Here is an 18,286-nt window from a genome sequence, read left to right as displayed (position 1 = left end):
CCAGCGCGTGGTCCCTTGACGACCGCTTGCCGCCGCGCTCGGCCCTGCCAAGGGGCTGACGCGGCGTTCCTGTTCTCACTGACTGGCTAGCAAACACCATGTCCAAACGCGATTTTTACGAGGTCCTCGGCGTTGCCAAGAACGCCTCGGACGACGACATCAAGAAGGCTTATCGCAAGCTGGCGATGAAGTACCACCCTGACCGCAACCAGGGGGATGCCGCACGCGAGGCGGAAGAGAAATTCAAGGAGGCCAAGGAGGCCTACGAGATGCTCTCCGACAGCAACAAACGCGCGGCCTACGATCAGTACGGCCACGCAGGCGTGGACCCCAACCGCGGCATGGGCGGCGGCGCAGAAGGCTTTGGCGGCTTTGCCGAGGCCTTTGGCGACATCTTCGGCGACATGTTCAACCAGGGCGGGCGGCGCGGCGGCGCAGGTGGCGGCCGCCAGGTCTACCGTGGCAACGACCTCAGCTATGCCATGGAGATCACGCTGGAAGAGGCTGCCCACGGCAAGGATGCGCAGATACGCATCCCCAGCTGGGACAGCTGCGACACCTGCCACGGCAGCGGCGCCAAGCCCGGCACCAGCGCCAAGACCTGCACCACCTGCAACGGCATGGGCAGCGTGCAGATGCGCCAGGGCTTCTTCAGCGTGCAGCAGACCTGCCCGCACTGCAGAGGCACCGGCAAGATCATTCCCGAACCCTGCACCAGCTGCGGCGGCCAGGGCAAGGTCAAGCGCCAGAAGACGCTGGAAGTGAAGATTCCCGCAGGCATCGACGACGGCATGCGCATCCGCTCCTCGGGCAATGGCGAACCCGGCACCAATGGCGGGCCTGCAGGCGATCTCTACATCGAGATCCGCATCAAGGACCACGACATCTTCGAGCGCGATGGCGACGATCTGCACTGCAATGTGCCCGTGAGCTTCATCACGGCGGCGCTGGGTGGCGAGATCGAGGTACCCACCCTCTCGGGCAAGGCGGCCATCGACATCCCCGAAGGCACCCAGGCCGGCAAGCAGTTCCGCCTGCGCGGCAAGGGCATCAAGGGCGTGCGCTCCAGCTACCCCGGTGACCTGTACTGCCACATCGTGGTCGAGACGCCCGTCAAGCTGACCGAGTACCAGCGCAAGCTGCTGCGCGAGCTGGAGGAATCGCTCAAGAAGGGCGGCGCCAAGCATTCGCCCAGCGGCGAGAGCTGGACCGACAGGCTCAAGAGCTTCTTCAGTTGATGCAGCACTGAGCCCCCAACAAAAACGCCTCTTCCGAGGCGTTTTTCATTGGTGCATCCTCAACAGGGCTCAGGGAGCGGGTTTGGCCTTCCAGGCCGCCGCCTGCCGCTCCGCACGTGCGCGCTCTGCCGCGCTCAGCGGCTGGGCCATGCTGTCGCGCTTGGCCGTCAGAGAGCTGTCCTTGCCCGCTGCCAGCAGCATCCAGAAATAGGCCTGCGACGGGCTGCGCTCCACGCCCTTGCCCGAGGAATAGAGGCTGGCCAGATTGGACTGCGCCAGCGCGTCGCCCTGCTGGGCGGCACGCTCCAGCCAGCGCGCGGCCTGCTTGTCGCTGGCAGGCACGCCCTGGCCATTGGCATACAGAACGCCCAGGTTGGACTGGGCTGCGGCACTGCCCTGCTCGGCCGCCTTCTCCAGCCAGTGTGCGGCCTGCGCCATGTCGCGATCGACCACGCCACCCTCTGCATAGAGCATGCCGGCGTTGAATTGCGCATCGACATGGCCCTGGCCTGCCGCCGCCACGAACCAGCGCAGCGCCTGCACCACATCCTCGGCCACGCCCCGGCCCGTGGCATACATCACGCCCAGGCTGTACTGGCCGGCCGCCTCCCCCTGTTCGGCCGAGCGCTGGAACCATTGCACGGCCTGGACGGGATCCTTGGCGGCTCCGCGCCCCTCGGCCAGCATCAGGCCCAGGTTGTTCTGTGCCACGGCGTCACCCTGCTCGGCCGCCTTGCGATACCACTGCACGGCCTGCGCATCGTCGCGCACCACGCCACGGCCATTGGCGTACATCAAACCCAGGTCGGACTGAGCCGGCGCATAGCCTTGCTGGGCCGATTTCTCATACCACCGGGCGGCAGTCTCCGCATCCAGGGCAACGCCCTGGCCGCGCTTGTACAGCGAGCCCAGCGCGTACTGGGCGCTGGCCTCGCCCTGCTCGGCATGCTGCTGCAGCGCTGCAAGCTCGGCAGCGCTCAGGCCGGACTCACCCTTGGACACGCCGCCACCTGCGGCTGCAGCTGCAGCCCCCGCTGCGGCAGCGCCGCCCACCACGCCTGCAGCGGCGGCCGCCTTGGCAGGTGCGCTGCGGGTGGTGGCAGGTGCCGGCTTGCCCTTGGATTTGACGGCGATCTTGCCTGTCGGCCTCGCAGCTGCCTTGGCCGCAGGCTTGGCGGGGGCCTTCGCGCCGCTCTTGGCCGTGTTCTTCGCTGGTGGCTGCGGCTTGGCAGACGCCGGGACGGCCATGCAGGACAGGGCTGCGGCCAGCAGCAATGACAGGCCTGCAGGCAGGGCTCGCAGGCCCGTCGGGTATCGATCGTTCATATGCTCTTATTTTTGCAGCAATCCATGCAGGCGACTGGCGCAAAGATTGACAAATTCTTTCAGTATGCAACCGGCGTTCCGGCGGGCATGGCTGCCCGCAGCCATCGCCACGAGGCATGACCCCCATCTCCATGAAATCGCACGACATCACCAAAGACATCGCGCTTGAAGATGACAGATCGATGACTTGTGCGAGAAAATCCATTCAACTTCTCCTAATGAGAAGCCTGAACCCCACCACATGAAGAATTCAGAGCGCAGTTTTGCACGGCGCATAGACCTTACCTCCTTGCAGCTGTTCGTGGCTGTCTGCGAACTTGGCAGCATCGGACGAGCGGCAGAGCGCGAGTTCATCGCCGCTTCGGCGGTGAGCAAGCGCCTGTCCGACCTCGAGGCCACCGTAGACACGGCCCTGCTGTATCGCCACAGCCGTGGCGTGACACTCACTCCTGCCGGCGAAAGCCTGCTGCACCACGCGCGCAACGTGCTGTATGGCCTGGAGCGCATGCAGGGCGAGCTGTCCGAGTACGCCGATGGCGTGCGCGGCCATGTACGCATCCACGCCAATATGTCGGCCATCGTGCAGTTCCTGCCGGAAGACCTGGGCGTCTTCGCGCGCAAGCATGGCCAGGTCAAGATCGACCTGCAGGAGCAGCTCAGCCCCGCCGTGCTGGCGGCGGTGCAGGAAGGCACGGCCGACATCGGCATCTGCTCCATGGCATACATGCCGCTGGGCAATGGCCAGGCCACTCCCGCGCTGCAGCACCGCCCCTACCGCGAGGACCGGCTGGTCGTCGTGGTGCCCGAGCAGCACGCGCTGGCGCACAGCGACAGCGTGGCCTTTGCCGATGTGCTCGAATGGGACATCGTCAGCCTGCAGGCCGGCTCCTCCATCAGCCTGGCCATGCGTGCGGCTGCGGCCCAGGCCGGGCATGCGCTGCACCAGCGCATCCAGGTCACCAGCCTGGATGCCATGTGCCGCATGATCGACAACGGCCTGGGCGTGGGACTGATCCCCGACCGCGCCTTCGAGCTCATGCACGGCGTGGGCCATCTGCGCGCCCTGGAGCTCAGCGACGACTGGGCACGGCGCGAGCTGAGCATCGTGGCGCGCGACTTCGACGCGTTACCCGTTACGGCCCGCCTGCTGGTGGAGCACCTGAGCCCGCCGGCCAGCGCATCCTGAAGGCCCCTTGCCCGCCGGATGCACATCCAAGAATTTCCCCACGACACCAACCATTCGAGAACGCCATGGGACGCACCCTCTACGACAAGATCTTCGACGAGCATGTCATCCACACCGAGGATGACGGCACCGCCGTCCTCTACATCGACCGCCACCTGGTGCACGAAGTCACCAGCCCCCAGGCCTTCGAAGGCCTGCGCATGGCCGGCCGCAAGCTGTGGCGCATCAGCTCGGTGGTGGCCACGGCCGACCACAACACACCCACCGACGGCTGGGAGCGCGGCTATGACGGCATTGCCGACCCCATCAGCAAGGAACAGATCACCACGCTGAACACCAACATCGGCGAGTTCGGCTCTGCGGCCTTCTTTCCCTTCATGGACAAGGGCCAGGGCATCGTCCACGTCATGGGTCCCGAGCAAGGCGCCACCCTGCCCGGCATGACCGTGGTCTGCGGCGACAGCCACACGTCCACGCATGGCGCCTTCGGCGCACTGGCCCACGGCATCGGCACCTCCGAAGTCGAGCACGTGATGGCCACCCAGACCCTGCTGGCCAAGAAGGCCAAGAACATGCTGATCAACGTCAGCGGCAAGGCGGCGCCCGGCATCACGGCCAAGGACATCGTGCTGGCCATCATCGGCAAGATCGGCACGGCCGGCGGCACGGGCTACACCATCGAGTTCGCAGGCGAGGCCATCCGCGACCTGAGCATGGAAGGCCGCATGACGGTCTGCAACATGGCCATCGAAGGCGGCGCACGCGCCGGTCTGGTGGCCGTGGACGACAAGACCATCGCCTACGTCAAGGGCCGCCCGCTGGCGCCCACCGGCGCCGAATGGGACGCCGCCGTCGCCTACTGGAAGACGCTGCACTCCGATGCCGATGCGAAGTTCGACCGCGTGGTCGAGCTGCAGGCCAGCGAGATCGTGCCGCAGGTCACCTGGGGCACCTCGCCCGAAATGGTGCTGGGCGTGGATGCCCGCGTGCCCGATCCCGACAAGGAAAAGGATGCCAGCAAGCGCGGAGCCATCGAGCGCGCGCTGACCTACATGGCGCTGGAACCCGGCAAGGCCATCGACGACATCTTCGTGGACAAGGTCTTCATCGGCTCGTGCACCAACAGCCGCATCGAAGACATGCGCGAAGCCGCCGCCGTGGTCAAGAAGCTGGGCCAGAAGGTGGCACGCAACATCAAGCTGGCCATGGTGGTGCCCGGATCGGGCCTGGTCAAGGAGCAGGCCGAGCGCGAAGGCCTGGACCAGATCTTCAAGGCGGCAGGCTTTGAATGGCGCGAACCCGGCTGCTCCATGTGCCTGGCCATGAACGCCGACCGCCTGGAGCCCGGCGAGCGCTGCGCCTCCACCAGCAACCGCAACTTCGAAGGCCGCCAGGGCGCGGGCGGACGCACCCACCTGGTGAGCCCCGCCATGGCCGCTGCCGCGGCCATCCACGGCCACTTCGTGGACATCCGCAGATTCTCCTGAACCCGCAACTGCCCCCGCCAGCACACCATGAAGCCTTCCTTCTCGATCCTCCTGATCGGCCTGGCCTTCACCCTGGCCGCCTGCAATACCGTCAAGGGCATTGGCCAGGACGTGCAAAGCGCGGGCAGCGCCATCGAACGCGCCGCCCGCTGAACCCTGAATTCGATACTGCCATGCAACAATTCACCGTGCACAAGGGCCTTGTCGCCCCCATGGACCGCGAAAACGTCGACACCGACGCCATCATTCCCAAGCAGTTCCTCAAGTCGATCAAGAAGACCGGCTTCGGCGTGAACCTGTTCGACGAGTGGCGCTACCTGGACCATGGCGAACCCGGCCAGGACCCGGCCTCGCGCAAGCCCAACCCCGACTTCGTGCTCAATCAGCCGCGCTATGCGGGCGCCTCCATCCTGGTCGCACGCAAGAACTTCGGCTGCGGCTCCAGCCGCGAGCACGCGCCCTGGGCCCTGGACCAGTACGGCTTTCGCGCCATCCTGGCACCCAGCTTCGCCGACATCTTCTTCAACAACTGCTTCAAGAACGGCCTGCTGCCCATCGTGCTGCCCGAAGCCACGATCGACATGCTGTTCAACGAGATCGCGGCCTTCCCCGGCTACGAGCTGACCATCGATCTGGATCGCCAGGTGATCGTGCGCCCGCAGGGCGAGGAGATCCCCTTCGACGTCATTGCCTTCCGCAAGTACTGCCTGCTCAACGGTTTTGACGACATCGGCCTGACCCTGCGCCATGCCGACAAGATCCGCGCCTACGAGGCCGAGCGCCTGGCCACCAAGCCCTGGCTGGCCCACACGCTGGTGCAGCGCTGATCGATCTCCACTTGCGCGCATCAATGGGCCGCAGGCGTTGCTGAACCAGCCGCCGGCGGCCTTCCACCATCCGAACAGTCTCTCAAAAGGAACACCATGAAAATCGCAGTCTTGCCCGGTGATGGCATCGGCCCCGAAATCGTTGCGGAAGCCGTGAAGGTGCTGGGCGCCCTGGGCCTGGACTTCGACATGCAGACCGCCCCCGTGGGCGGCGCTGCCTACGAAGCTGCCGGCCACCCGCTGCCCGAATCCACGCTGAAGCTGGCCATGGAGTCCGACGCCGTGCTGTTCGGCGCCGTGGGCGACTGGAAGTACGACACGCTGGACCGCCCGCTGCGCCCCGAGCAGGCCATCCTGGGCCTGCGCAAGCACATGGGTCTGTTTGCCAACTTCCGCCCGGCCATCTGCTATGCGGAGCTGACCCATGCCTCCAGCCTCAAGCCCGAACTGGTCGCAGGCCTGGACATCCTCATCATCCGCGAGCTGACCGGCGACATCTACTTCGGCCAGCCGCGCGGCCGCCGCGTGGCCACCGACGGCCACTTCCCCGGCGCCGAGGAAGCCTTCGACACCATGCGCTACTCCAAGCCCGAAATCGAGCGCATCGCCCACGTGGCCTTCCAGGCCGCGCAAAAGCGCAGCAAGCGCGTGACCAGCGTGGACAAGGCCAACGTGCTGGAAACCTTCCAGTTCTGGAAGGACGTGGTCACCGAGGTAGGCCAGCAGTACCCCGACGTGCAACTGGACCACATGTACGTGGACAACGCCGCCATGCAACTGGTCAAGGAGCCCAAGCGCTTCGACGTGGTGGTCACGGGCAATATGTTTGGCGACATCCTGTCCGATGAAGCCTCCATGCTCACCGGCTCCATCGGCATGCTGCCCTCTGCCTCGCTCAACGCCAAGGGCCAGGGTCTGTACGAGCCCAGCCATGGCTCGGCCCCCGACATTGCGGGCAAGGGCATTGCCAATCCGCTGGCCACCATCCTGTCGGCTGCAATGATGCTGCGCTTCTCGCTGAACCAGGAGGCTGCTGCACAGCGTATCGAAGCTGCCGTGCAAAAGGTCCTGGCCCAGGGCCTGCGCACGGCCGACATCCACAGCGAAGGCACGACCAAGGTCTCCACCCGCGAGATGGGCGATGCCGTGGTGGCCGCGCTGGCCTGACGTCCACGACAGCCGCGAGCCTCCGGGCTTGCGGCTGCCCTGCCTGGCCAGGATTTTCCAGAACTTGGCAAAGCGTCAAAACAGACGTCTGCTTTTCGCCATTTCGACGAAGATATTCATCAAACAGACATTCTCTTTCCTGGCGTATTCGCTAGAATGACTGCTCTTATGTTTGCCGCCCGCCCGTTCCTCCTGCTGAACATTGCATCCGCCGCCCAGGCTGGTGTGGCCGTGCGCGCAATCACATCCACAACCATTACGACAATCAAAGGCTGACCCAGCCCGGTTCGTCGTGCGCCCTCACCTGGCCCAGACGAGCCGGGCGACAACAGTCTTGATCCAGCACTGTTTTCACACTGAAAGGGCGTTTCAAAAATGAGCAAGCAATTGGTAGGCCTGGTGGGCTGGCGCGGCATGGTCGGCTCCGTGCTGATGGACCGCATGCAGGCAGAGAGCGATTTCGACCTGATCGAGCCCGTTTTCTTCTCCACCTCCAACGCCGGCGGCAAGGCCCCGGCCATGGCGAAGACCCACACCGAGCTGCGCAATGCCAACGACATTGCCGAGCTGTCCAAGTGCGACATCATCATCACCTGCCAGGGCGGTGACTACACCAAGGAAGTCTTCCCCCAGCTGCGCGCCTCGGGCTGGAACGGCCACTGGATCGATGCCGCATCGTCGCTGCGCATGGAAGGCGATGCCGTCATCGTGCTCGACCCCGTCAATGAAGGCCTGATCCAGTCCAAGCTCGCCGCGGGCGGCAAGAACTGGATTGGCGGCAACTGCACCAACTCCATCCTGCTGATGGGGCTGGGCGGCCTGTTCAAGGCCGGTCTCGTGGAATGGGTCAGCTCCATGACCTACCAGGCAGCCTCCGGTGGCGGCGCCAACCACATGCGCGAACTGCTCAAGGGCATGGGCGTGGTGCATGCGGCCGTGTCCGACGAGCTGGCCACGCCCGCCTCCGCCATCCTGGATATCGACCGCAAGGTGGCCCAGACCATCCGCACCGATGTGCCCACCGAATTCTTCGGCGCGCCTCTGGCTGGCGGCCTGATCCCCTGGATCGACGCACAGCTGGACAACGGCCAGTCCAAGGAAGAGTGGAAGGGCCAGGCAGAGGTCAACAAGATCCTGGGCACGGAGCAGACCATTCCCGTCGACGGCCTGTGCGTGCGCATCGGCGCCATGCGCTGCCACAGCCTGGCGCTGACCCTCAAGCTCAAGAAGGACCTGCCCCTGCAGGAGCTGGAAGCCATCATCAAGTCCGGCAACCCCTGGGTGAAGTGGGTGCCCAATGAACGCGCCATCACCGTCAAGGAACTGACGCCCGCCGCCATCACCGGCGGCCTGGAAGTCGGCGTGGGCCGCGTGCGCAAGCTGAACATGGGCCCCGAATACCTGTCGGCCTTCGTGATCGGCGACCAACTGCTGTGGGGCGCCGCCGAGCCGCTGCGCCGCATGCTGCGCATCCTGCTGGCCGCCTGAGCACCGCCGGCTTGAGCCAACACAAAAAGCGCCATGTCCTGGCCCGGGACATGGCGCTTTTTTCGGCTTTAAACCCTGTGCGATTGGGCACAATGCCCAAGTCTCTTGTCCCCTGACTGTAGGCGGTTGCCTACAATCACCGAAGATACATTGTGTTTCTTCTCGTTGCCGTTCGACAACAACTGGCAGCGTTCACCGGCAACCAGACGCTTGCGATCCTATAGCGTGGCCGACAATGCGACCCAAGCACCTTGGTATATGGCGTGCCATCTATCCCCGGGTAAATTTCAATTACATGTGCAAACGCGGGCATCCTCACAATAACAATAGTGCCCGCCCAATTGCATCCACACAGGTTTGACGCTTTATGCATCGTTGGAAACTCTCTGTGCTGGCCGCTGCGGCCGTCGTCTCGGTCGCACTGCCCGCCTCCGAGGCCTGGGCACTGGCTCTGGGCCGGGTGAACGTGCAATCGGCCCTGGGCGAGCCCCTGCGTGCCGAAGTCGAAATCCCCCAGATCACGGCGGCTGAAGCCGAAGGCCTGCGCGTGGGCGTGGCCTCTCCCGGCGTCTTCCGCACCCAGGGCATGGAGTACAACGCCACGGCCAGCCAGGTGCGCGTCAGCGTGCAGCGTCGCGCGGACGGATCGGCCGTGCTGCGACTCACAAGCACCCAGCCCGTCAACGAGCCATTTGTCGATCTGGTGATCGACGCCAGCTGGGCCTCGGGCAACCTGCAGCGCAACTACACCCTGCTGCTGGATCCGCCCACCCTGCAAAAGCTGCCGCCTGCCGTGACGGCTGCAGCCCAGGCCTCCGCCCCCGAACCGGGCGCCGCACCGCGCCGCGCCGCGCCGGCCCCCTCGCCAGCTGCCGCAGGCAACACCGAGGAAAGCCGTCCAGCCCCTGCTCCGGCAGCCCCGCGCCGGGGCACCGCATCAGCCCGCGAGCGCGCTGCTGCAGCGCCGGCGCCGTCCGAAGCATCCGAGGTCCGCATCAAGACCGGAGACACGGCCGGCCGCATTGCCGCCGCCCACCTGCCCGCAGGCGTTTCGCTGGACCAGATGCTGGTGGCCATGCTGCGCTCCAATCCCAAGGCCTTCATCAACGGCAATGTGAACCGCATGCGCTCCGGCGCCGTGCTCACCGTGCCTGACGAGGCCACGGCACAGGCCACCTCGCCGCGCGAGGCGCGCCAGATCGTTGCAGCCCAGTCCCGGGATTTCAACCAGTTCCGCCGCCAGCTGGCCAGCGCCGCACCGGCCGCGCCCGTGGCATCGGCCAATCGTGAAGCATCGGGCAGCGTCCAGGCCCAGGTCGAAGACCGCAAGCCCTCCACCGCCGCACCCGACAAGCTCACCCTGTCCAAAGGTGCTGTCAAGGGCGTGGAGGCAGACGAGCGCCTGGCCAAGCAAAAGCAGTCCGACGACCAGGCATCGCGCACGGCCGAACTGCAGCGCAACATGTCCGAGCTGAGCCAGATCGCCGCCGCCACCAAGCCCGCCGAAGGTGCTGCTGCAGCACCTGCCTCGGCAACCAGCGGCACGGCAAACGGCGTTGCTGTGCCGGGCGCGCCGACCGTGCCTGCAGCGCCTGAAGCTGCAGCACCCCAGACAACGCCCCCGGCCCCGGCGGCGACTGCCGACGCAGCCGCTGCGGCCGCTGCCGCCACCGCTGCTGCTCCAGACGCCGCAGCCAATGCTGCAGGCCCGGCAGCGCCCGCGGCAGAAGCCGTGCCCGCCACGCCCGCTCCTGCCGAGCCGCCGAAGCCCAAGCCGGCACCCGCCCCCGTCGCACCGATCGCCGAGCCCAGCTTCATCGATACGCTGATGGAAGATCCCACCATCCCGCTGGCCGGCGCCGCCTTGCTGGCCCTGCTGCTGGGCTATGGTGGCTACCGCGTCATGCAGCGCCGCCGCGCTGCCGCAGCCTCCAGCGAAAGCGCCTTTGGCGACAGCCAGCTCGCGGCCGATTCCTTCTTTGGAGCCAGTGGCGGCCAACGCGTGGATACCGGCACATCGAGCCAGCTGTCGGGCACCTCCATGCACTACTCGCCCAGTCAGCTCGATGCCGGCGATGTGGACCCCGTGGCCGAGGCCGATGTCTACCTGGCCTACGGCCGCGACCTGCAGGCAGAGGAAATCCTCAAGGAAGCCCTGCGCACCGATCCCAGCCGCACCGCGCTGCACCAGAAGCTGGCCGACATCTACGCCAAGCGCCATGACCGCAAGGCCTTCGAGGCCGTCGCGCAGACCCTGCACGGCCTGACCCAGGGCAAGGGCGTGGACTGGCAGCGCCTGGCCGACCAGGGCCGCATCCTGGACCCGGAAAACGCCCTCTACCAGCCTGCCGGCGCCGCGCCCCTGTCTGCGGCCGCCGTTGCCGGCGGCGCCGCAGCGGCAGCTGCCGGACTGGCGGCCGCCTCGCTGGCCAGCCGCCCCCTGGACATGGAGGCGCACCGCGAAGGCCCTGCCACCCTGCCCATGGACCTGGACATGGACCTCAACATGGACCTGCCCGGCGGCCTGGCCGACGCCAGCCTGCCCGCGCAGCACGCCAGCCCGCTGCCCGCACCGGCCCCCATGCCCAGCGAACAGGACTTCGCTGCGCTGGAGCCCACGCTGCGCGCGCCGCTGGAGCCCATGCAGCCCGCAGCAAGCGAGGCGCCTCGCATGGATCCCCGCGTGGAGCCGCCTGCTGCATCGCTGGACATGCCCGGCTTCCAGCCCACGGCCCATGCCTCGCTGACGGATGCCCTGAACCACAGCAGCGCCATGAGCGACATGCAGCCGACCGAGATGCTGCCGCTGGACATGCCCGTCACACGGCAGGTCACGGACAGCTTCCCGGCCACGGAACCCTCGCCCCTGACCGGTTCCACCACGGACGACAGCCACGCCAGTACCGATCTGCTGTCGCTGGACGCCATGGAGTTCAACCTGGAAGACCTGGGCACCGAGGCGCCAGCCCAAGCGCCGGCAGCAGCGCATTCCGGCGGCGTGCTGGAAACGGCGGCCAAGGCCAAGCCGGAACCGGCCGAATCGCTGGAATTCGACCTGGGCAGCCTGTCCCTGGACCTGGGCAATGACGCCCCCACGGCCGCAACGCCGCCTTCGGCGCCCGAAGACCCGCTGGCCACCAAGCTCGCCCTGGCCCAGGAATTCAATGCCATCGGCGACAGCGACGGAGCCCGTACACTCATCGAGGAAGTGATCTCCGAGGCCCACGGCGATCTCAAGGCCAAAGCCCAGCGCCTCCTTGCCGAGATAGACTGAAGCCCGACGGCGCCTGCCCAGGCGCCGCGTGCCGGTTTCGCGTGACACGGTGGTACATGCCGCCATGGAAAACTGACAACTTGATGCACACCCAACCCATGCCGGAGGCCTCGCCATGCGCGTAGCCCTCGGCGTCGCCTACAACGGCCAGCGCTACAGCGGCTGGCAAAGCCAGCTGTCTGGCAACACCATTCAAGACCATCTCGAAGCGGCCCTGGGCCGCTTTGCCGCTCAGGAGGTCCACACCCTCTGTGCGGGCCGCACCGATGCCGGAGTGCACGGCCTCATGCAGGTCGTCCACTTCGACACGCCGCTGGACAGGGCCCCGTTCTCCTGGGTCCGTGGCACCAACACCTTCCTGCCGCCGGACATCGCCGTGCAATGGGCCCAGCCCGTGCCCGACTCCTTCCATTCACGGGCCTGCGCCACAGCCAGGCGCTATGCCTATGTGCTGCTGCAGTCGCCCGTGCGGCCCAGCGTGGAGGCCGGGCGTGTGGGCTGGGTGTTCCATGCACTCAACGGTGACGCCATGCAGGCCGCCGCCCAGCACCTGCTGGGAGAGCACGATTTCAGCTCTTTCCGCGCATCGGGTTGCCAGGCCAAATCCCCCGTCAAGACACTGCACCGCCTGTCCATCACCCGCCGCATGGCAGGCGACGGCGCCCAGATGGCCGCGGCCAGCTCCATGCGTCCCGGGGATGCAGCCATGGAATGCTGCTACTGGCGATTCGAGTTCGAGGGCAGCGCCTTCCTCCACCACATGGTGCGCAACATCATGGGCTGCCTGCTCGCCGTAGGCCAGGGCACACACGCGCCGCAGTGGATGCAACAGGTGCTGGAGGCGCGCTCCCGCGATGCCGCCGCGCCCACCTTCTCGCCGGACGGCCTGTACTTTCTGGGTCCCGTATACGATCCTTCATGGGGCCTTCCTTCGCGCAGCCCGGCCTATGATTGGCTCCCGTGAACGAGCAGGCCTTCCCCCATTCTTCAGCCCCCATGCAGCGCACCCGAATCAAGATCTGCGGACTCACCCGCGAACAGGATGTGGACGCAGCCGCGGCCGCCGGCGCCGACGCCGTGGGCTTTGTCCTCTACGCCCCCAGCCCGCGCGCCGTGACGGTGCAGCGTGCCGCCGAGCTGGCGCGGCGCCTGCCGCCCTTCGTGACACCGGTGCTGCTGTTCGTCAATGAAAGCGCCGCCAACGTGATGGCCGCCTGCGCCGCCATCCCGGGCGCCTGCGTGCAGTTCCACGGCGACGAGTCGCCCGAGGACTGCCTTGCCGCCACATCGGGCGGCACCCGCGCCTTCCTGCGCGCCGCGCGCATTCCCCTTGGTCCCGATGCCGCGCGCTTCGACCTCGTAGAATATGCCCAGCGTTACTCGAAAGCCCAGGCCATACTGCTCGACGCCCATGTCGACGGCTATGGTGGTGGCGGAAAAGCATTCAATTGGTCACTCCTTCCACCAAACGTCGCCTCTCACCTCGTTTTGTCTGGTGGACTCACGCCTGCAAACGTGACCGATGGCATCTTGCAAGTGCGCCCGCGAGGACTCTCGCTGGCCGTTGATGTCAGTTCCGGCGTCGAGGCCGATGGTCCCGACGGCAAGCCCCTCAGGGGCATCAAGGACGCCGGCAAGATACACCGATTCATCGCCGCCGTGCGCGCGGCCGATGACCAACTTTTGCAGACAAGCCATGTTCGAATACCAGTACCCTGACGCATCTGGCCACTTTGGCCGCTTCGGCGGCAGCTTTGCCAGCGAAACCCTGACACACGCTCTGACCGAGCTGCGCGACGCATACGCCAAGTACCAGAACGACCCGGAATTCGTTGCCGAATTCCAGTCCGAGCTGGCCCATTTCGTCGGCCGCCCCTCGCCCGTCTACCACGCGGCGCGCATGTCGCGCGAGATGGGCGGCGCGCAGATCTACCTCAAGCGCGAAGACCTCAACCACACGGGCGCGCACAAGATCAACAACGTGATCGGCCAGGCCATGCTCGCCCGGCGCATGGGCAAGCCCCGCATCATTGCCGAGACGGGCGCCGGCCAGCACGGCGTGGCCACGGCCACCATCTGCGCGCGCTACGGTCTCGAGTGCATCGTCTACATGGGCTCCGAGGACGTGAAGCGCCAAAGCCCCAACGTCTACCGCATGCGCCTGCTGGGCGCCACCGTGGTGCCGGTGGAATCGGGCAGCCGCACGCTCAAGGATGCGCTCAACGAGGCCATGCGCGACTGGGTGGCCAACGTGGACAACACCTTCTACATCATCGGCACCGTGGCCGGCCCCCACCCCTATCCCGCGATGGTGCGCGACTTCCAGAAGGTCATCGGCGAGGAATGCCTCACGCAGATGCCCGAGTTCCTGGGCGCCGACCGCCAGCCCGACGCCGTGGTCGCCTGCGTAGGCGGCGGCAGCAATGCCATGGGCATCTTCCACCCCTATATCCCGTTCGAGAACACGCGCCTGATCGGCGTCGAGGCTGCGGGCGAGGGCCTGGACAGCGGCAAGCACTCGGCCTCGCTGCAGCGCGGCAGCAGCGGCGTGCTGCACGGCAACCGCACCTTCATCCTGCAGGACGAGAACGGCCAGATCACCGAGACGCACAGCATCAGCGCCGGCCTTGACTATCCCGGCGTCGGCCCCGAGCACGCCTGGCTGCAGGAACTGGGCCGCGCCCAATACGTGGGCATCACGGACCAGGAGGCCTTGGACGCCTTCCACTACCTGTGCCGCACCGAAGGCATCATTCCCGCCCTGGAGTCCAGCCATGCCGTGGCCTATGCCATGCAACTGGCCAAGACCATGCGCGCCGACCAGTCCATCCTCGTGAACCTGTCCGGTCGCGGCGACAAGGACATCGGCACCGTGGCCGATCTCTCGGGCGCCGACTATTACGACCGTCCCTCCATGCGCGGGCTCACGGTCAAGGGAGGAGCAGCTCAATGAGCCGCATCACCACGACTTTCACCAAACTCCAGGAAGATGGCCGCAAGGCCCTGATCCCCTACATCACCGCGGGCTTCCCGTTCGCGGCCATCACGCCGTCGCTGATGCACGGCATGGTGGAAGCTGGCGCCGATGTGATCGAGCTGGGCGTGCCCTTCTCGGACCCCATGGCCGACGGCCCCACCATCCAGAAGGCTGGCGACCGTGCCATCGCCAACGGCGTGGGCCTGGTGCAGGTGCTGGCCTATGTGCGCGAGTTCCGCCAGAAAAACCAGACCACGCCCGTGGTGCTGATGGGCTATGCCAACCCGGTGGAGCGCTACGACCAGATCCACGGCAAGGACCGCTTCGTGGACGATGCGGCCGAAGCCGGCGTCGACGGCCTGCTCATCGTGGACTACCCGCCCGAGGAGTGCGAGGCATTCGCCGCGCAACTGCGTGCGCGCGACATGGACCTCATCTTCCTGCTGGCACCCACGTCCACCACCGAGCGCATGCAGCAGGTGGCGCGCGTGGCCAGCGGCTATGTCTACTACGTCTCGCTCAAGGGCGTGACCGGCTCGGGCGCGCTCGACACGGCAGCCGTGGAAGCCATGCTGCCGCGCATCCGCGAGCACGTGAGCATTCCCGTGGGCGTGGGCTTCGGCATCCGCGACGCGGCCACGGCACAGGCCATCGGCCGCGTGGCCGATGCGGTGGTGATCGGCAGCCGCATCATCGAGATGCTGGACGGCCAGCCCCACGAAAAGATCGTCCCCCTGACCATCGACTTCCTGCGCGGCGTGCGCAAGGCACTCGACGCGTAGGTCGCATAATGCAGCCCTTGCATGCGGCCCGCTGCCGCATGCCCTGCGCCTGAAAAGGAAACACCATGTCCTGGCTTGAAAAACTCCTGCCTGCCAAAATCCAGCAAACCAACCCTACGGATCGCCTCCAGCAGATCCCCGAAGGTCTGTGGATCAAGTGCCCGAGCTGCGAGACCGTGCTCTACAAGGCCGATCTGGAGAAAAACCAGAACGTCTGCCCCAGCTGCAGCCACCATCACCGCATCGGCGCGCGCGCCCGCCTGAACCATTTCCTGGATGCCGAAGGCCGCTATGAGATCGGCCAGGAAGTCATTCCTGTCGACGCCCTGAAGTTCAAGGACAGCCGCAAGTACCCCGAGCGCCTCAAGGAAGCGCTGGAGAACACCGGCGAGACCGATGCCCTGGTCGTCATGGGCGGCGCCATCAAGAGCGTCAACGTGGTCGCAGCCTGCTTCGAGTTCGAATTCATGGGCGGCTCCATGGGCTCCGTGGTCGGCGAGCGCTTCGTGCGTGGCGTCGAGACCGCCATCGAGCAGAAGGTCCCCTTCATCTGCTTCACCGCCACCGGCGGCGCGCGCATGCAGGAAGGCCTGCTGAGCCTGATGCAGATGGCCAAGGCCAACGCCGCGCTCACACGCCTGGCCAAGAAGGGCCTGCCCTACGTCTCGGTGCTGACCGACCCCACCTTCGGCGGCGTCTCCGCCAGCTTCGCCTTCGTGGGAGACATCGTCATTGCCGAGCCCAAGACCCTGGTCGGCTTCGCCGGCCCGCGCGTGATCGAAACCACGGTGCGCGTGAAGCTGCCCGAAGGCTTCCAGCGCGCCGAGTTCCTGCAGGACAAGGGCGCCGTGGACATGATCGTGGACCGCCGCGAACTGCGCGACCGCATCGCCGCATCGCTTGCCATGCTGCAGCGCCTGCCGGCCGACGCTGTTCAGTAAAGCCTCGCGCAGACACAAAAAAGCCGCCGCAGGTGGGTGCCTGCGGCGGCTTTTTCACGTCCGGGAAACTGGGGAAATCAGGCCAGCAGCATCAGGCCCGAGCCCTGGATATAGCCCAGCACCATCAGCGCAATCTGCAGCAGCACCAGGGCCACCAGTGCCGACAGATCGATACCGCCGATCAGGGGCACGATGCGGCGAATGGGCCGCAGCATGGGCTCGGACAGGCGCTGCAGCACGCCGTACATCGGCGACTGCGGCTGCACCCACGACAAGATGACATAGATCAGCAGCACGCCCACCATGCCCGACAGCGCCACGCGCGCCAGGCCGCACAGGGCCAGCCACGGCAAGGCGACCACATTGGACTGCCCGCCCATCAGCAGCCACAGCAGCACGAACTGCAGCATCTGCAGCAGGAAGGCCGCGATCAGGCTGGACATGTCCCAGCGCCCGGCCGGCTTGATGACGCGGCGCAGCGGCATCACGATCCAGTCGGACAGCGCAAACACCAGTCGGCCGACCGGGTTGCCGAAGGGAATGCGCTGGGCCTGCATGTACATGCGCAACAGGCAGACGCCGGTCAGCAGGCCAACGACCACATCGAGCAAAAAGGAAACGATCTGAAAAAGCATGGCGTTGTAGGACTGCGAGAGGAAGATCGGACCACGGCCAGCCGGCCTTGGCACAGCATGGGATGATAGCTGCCGCATCCCGCCCATCACATGACCGCCCATACCGCACTGCACTCCCTGCCGCTTTTCCCCCTGGGCAGCGTCCTTTTTCCCCAAGGCCTGCTGAGCCTTCGCGTCTTCGAGGTCCGCTACCTCGACATGATCCGCAAGTGCGAGCGCACGGGAGCCCCCTTCGGCGTGGTGGCATTGCAGGCCGGCAGCGAAGTGCGCAAGGCCGGTGCGGCCGCCGAGCAGCTGCATGCCGTGGGCACGCTGGCACGCATCGTCCAGCTGCAGCAGCCCCAGCCCGGCCTGCTGCACCTGCAGTGCGAGGGCACGCAGCGCTTTCGCATGCAGGATCACCGGCAGCTGCCCCACGGCCTGTGGGTGGCCGATGTGCAGTTGCTGCCTGCCGACACCGCCGTCCCCGTCCCCGATCACCTGCTCGCCACGGCCCAGGCCCTGGCCCAGGTGCTGATGCAGCTGCACGCACGATCCACCGACGCCGACCATGCCCGGCTGCCCAGCGCCGAACAGATGGGCGACTGCGGCTGGGTGGCCAACCGCTGGACCGAGCTGCTGCCCCTGCCCGTGTCCATCAAGCAGCAACTGATGGCCTTGGACAGCCCGCTGGTGCGGCTGGAGCTGGTGGCGGATGTGCTGGAACGCAGCGGCATAGGCAATTCGCAGGGGACGGCGCCCGGCCCCCCGCCCGCCGCGCACTGACGAATTGGCGGTCCTGCGGCGTCATACCGCAGCAAGGTCCGGCACATTGACGGCACCACGCACCGAAAGCGCGACAAAAAACTTAAAATCGCGAATTCAGCCCGCCAGCTGCGGGGCCTGCCGGTGGCATTTGCTGCTGCCGCTGCATTTTCCAGCCCTTCCCGCCTGGCTTTTTTTCGGCTTTCCCCGATTT

At 66.5% G+C, this 18,286-nt stretch carries 16 protein-coding genes; 14 read left to right on the top strand and 2 right to left on the bottom strand.

Annotated elements, in window-relative coordinates; all coding sequences use genetic code 11:
* The first annotated feature begins 98 nt into the window (after positions 1–98).
* Positions 99–1,238 carry a molecular chaperone DnaJ gene (gene dnaJ / locus GRX31_RS07715; protein ID WP_017405356.1) on the top strand — a complete coding sequence of 380 codons (1,140 nt, stop codon included), beginning with the start codon at positions 99–101 and terminating at the stop codon, positions 1,236–1,238.
* Between the two features lie 69 nt (positions 1,239–1,307).
* On the opposite strand, the gene GRX31_RS07710 is transcribed toward dnaJ, so the two are convergent.
* Positions 1,308–2,564 carry an SEL1-like repeat protein gene (locus GRX31_RS07710; RefSeq protein ID WP_237426628.1) on the bottom strand — a complete coding sequence of 419 codons (1,257 nt, stop codon included), beginning with the start codon at positions 2,562–2,564 and terminating at the stop codon, positions 1,308–1,310.
* Positions 2,565–2,805: 241 nt separating this feature from the next.
* Between GRX31_RS07710 and GRX31_RS07705 the strand changes: the two genes are divergently transcribed.
* The 12 genes from GRX31_RS07705 to accD all read left to right on the top strand — a co-directional run bounded on the left by GRX31_RS07705 (position 2,806) and on the right by accD (position 16,693).
* Entirely contained in the window at positions 2,806–3,750 is a 945-nt protein-coding gene (locus tag GRX31_RS07705; protein ID WP_016447761.1) for a LysR substrate-binding domain-containing protein, read from the top strand.
* 65 nt (positions 3,751–3,815) lie between these two features.
* Positions 3,816–5,237 (top strand): 3-isopropylmalate dehydratase large subunit, encoded by a 1,422-nt coding sequence (leuC, locus tag GRX31_RS07700; RefSeq protein WP_074921049.1) that lies wholly within the window; start codon positions 3,816–3,818, stop codon positions 5,235–5,237.
* A 27-nt stretch (positions 5,238–5,264) separates the two neighbouring features.
* Positions 5,265–5,390, top strand: coding sequence for an entericidin A/B family lipoprotein (locus tag GRX31_RS07695; RefSeq protein ID WP_012207035.1), 126 nt, complete (start codon positions 5,265–5,267; stop codon positions 5,388–5,390).
* Positions 5,391–5,410: 20 nt separating this feature from the next.
* Entirely contained in the window at positions 5,411–6,064 is a 654-nt protein-coding gene (leuD, locus tag GRX31_RS07690) for a 3-isopropylmalate dehydratase small subunit (RefSeq protein ID WP_016447763.1), read from the top strand.
* Between the two features lie 96 nt (positions 6,065–6,160).
* Positions 6,161–7,231 carry a 3-isopropylmalate dehydrogenase gene (gene leuB / locus GRX31_RS07685; RefSeq protein ID WP_016447764.1) on the top strand — a complete coding sequence of 357 codons (1,071 nt, stop codon included), beginning with the start codon at positions 6,161–6,163 and terminating at the stop codon, positions 7,229–7,231.
* A gap of 375 nt (positions 7,232–7,606) precedes the next feature.
* Positions 7,607–8,719, top strand: a complete 1,113-nt coding sequence (gene asd / locus GRX31_RS07680; protein ID WP_160852080.1) for an aspartate-semialdehyde dehydrogenase — start codon at positions 7,607–7,609, stop codon at positions 8,717–8,719.
* 367 nt (positions 8,720–9,086) lie between these two features.
* A complete protein-coding gene (locus tag GRX31_RS07675; RefSeq protein WP_202396517.1) occupies positions 9,087–11,993 on the top strand; it encodes a FimV/HubP family polar landmark protein in 2,907 nt (968 codons plus the stop codon).
* A 115-nt stretch (positions 11,994–12,108) separates the two neighbouring features.
* Positions 12,109–12,957: a tRNA pseudouridine(38-40) synthase TruA gene (truA, locus tag GRX31_RS07670; RefSeq protein ID WP_016447767.1), complete on the top strand. Its 849-nt coding sequence runs from the start codon at positions 12,109–12,111 to the stop codon at positions 12,955–12,957.
* Between the two features lie 32 nt (positions 12,958–12,989).
* The gene (locus tag GRX31_RS07665; RefSeq protein WP_160852146.1) at positions 12,990–13,712 is read left to right on the top strand and encodes a phosphoribosylanthranilate isomerase; all 723 of its coding nucleotides are present in this window, start codon (positions 12,990–12,992) and stop codon (positions 13,710–13,712) included.
* On the top strand, positions 13,690–14,946 hold the full coding sequence (trpB, locus tag GRX31_RS07660) for a tryptophan synthase subunit beta (RefSeq protein WP_016447769.1): 1,257 nt from the start codon (positions 13,690–13,692) through the stop codon (positions 14,944–14,946). The genes GRX31_RS07665 and trpB overlap by 23 nt, the downstream gene beginning before the upstream one ends.
* Entirely contained in the window at positions 14,943–15,752 is an 810-nt protein-coding gene (gene trpA, locus GRX31_RS07655; protein WP_016447770.1) for a tryptophan synthase subunit alpha, read from the top strand. Before trpB ends, trpA begins: the two co-directional genes overlap by 4 nt.
* A gap of 65 nt (positions 15,753–15,817) precedes the next feature.
* Complete coding sequence (accD, locus tag GRX31_RS07650) at positions 15,818–16,693, top strand: acetyl-CoA carboxylase, carboxyltransferase subunit beta (protein ID WP_016447771.1); 876 nt, start codon at positions 15,818–15,820, stop codon at positions 16,691–16,693.
* Between the two features lie 77 nt (positions 16,694–16,770).
* Here the strand turns inward: accD and GRX31_RS07645 are convergent, their stop codons facing one another.
* Entirely contained in the window at positions 16,771–17,328 is a 558-nt protein-coding gene (locus GRX31_RS07645; protein WP_160852078.1) for a YggT family protein, read from the bottom strand.
* Positions 17,329–17,418: 90 nt separating this feature from the next.
* On the opposite strand from GRX31_RS07645, the gene GRX31_RS07640 reads away from it, so the two are divergent.
* Positions 17,419–18,093: an LON peptidase substrate-binding domain-containing protein gene (locus GRX31_RS07640; RefSeq protein WP_017405349.1), complete on the top strand. Its 675-nt coding sequence runs from the start codon at positions 17,419–17,421 to the stop codon at positions 18,091–18,093.
* Positions 18,094–18,286: the final 193 nt, after the last annotated feature.

It is taken from the genome of Delftia sp. CH05 (genome assembly GCF_009827015.1).
In the GTDB taxonomy this organism is placed as follows: Bacteria; Pseudomonadota; Gammaproteobacteria; order Burkholderiales; family Burkholderiaceae_C; genus Comamonas; species Comamonas tsuruhatensis.
This window is presented reverse-complemented; position numbering and strand designations above follow the sequence as displayed.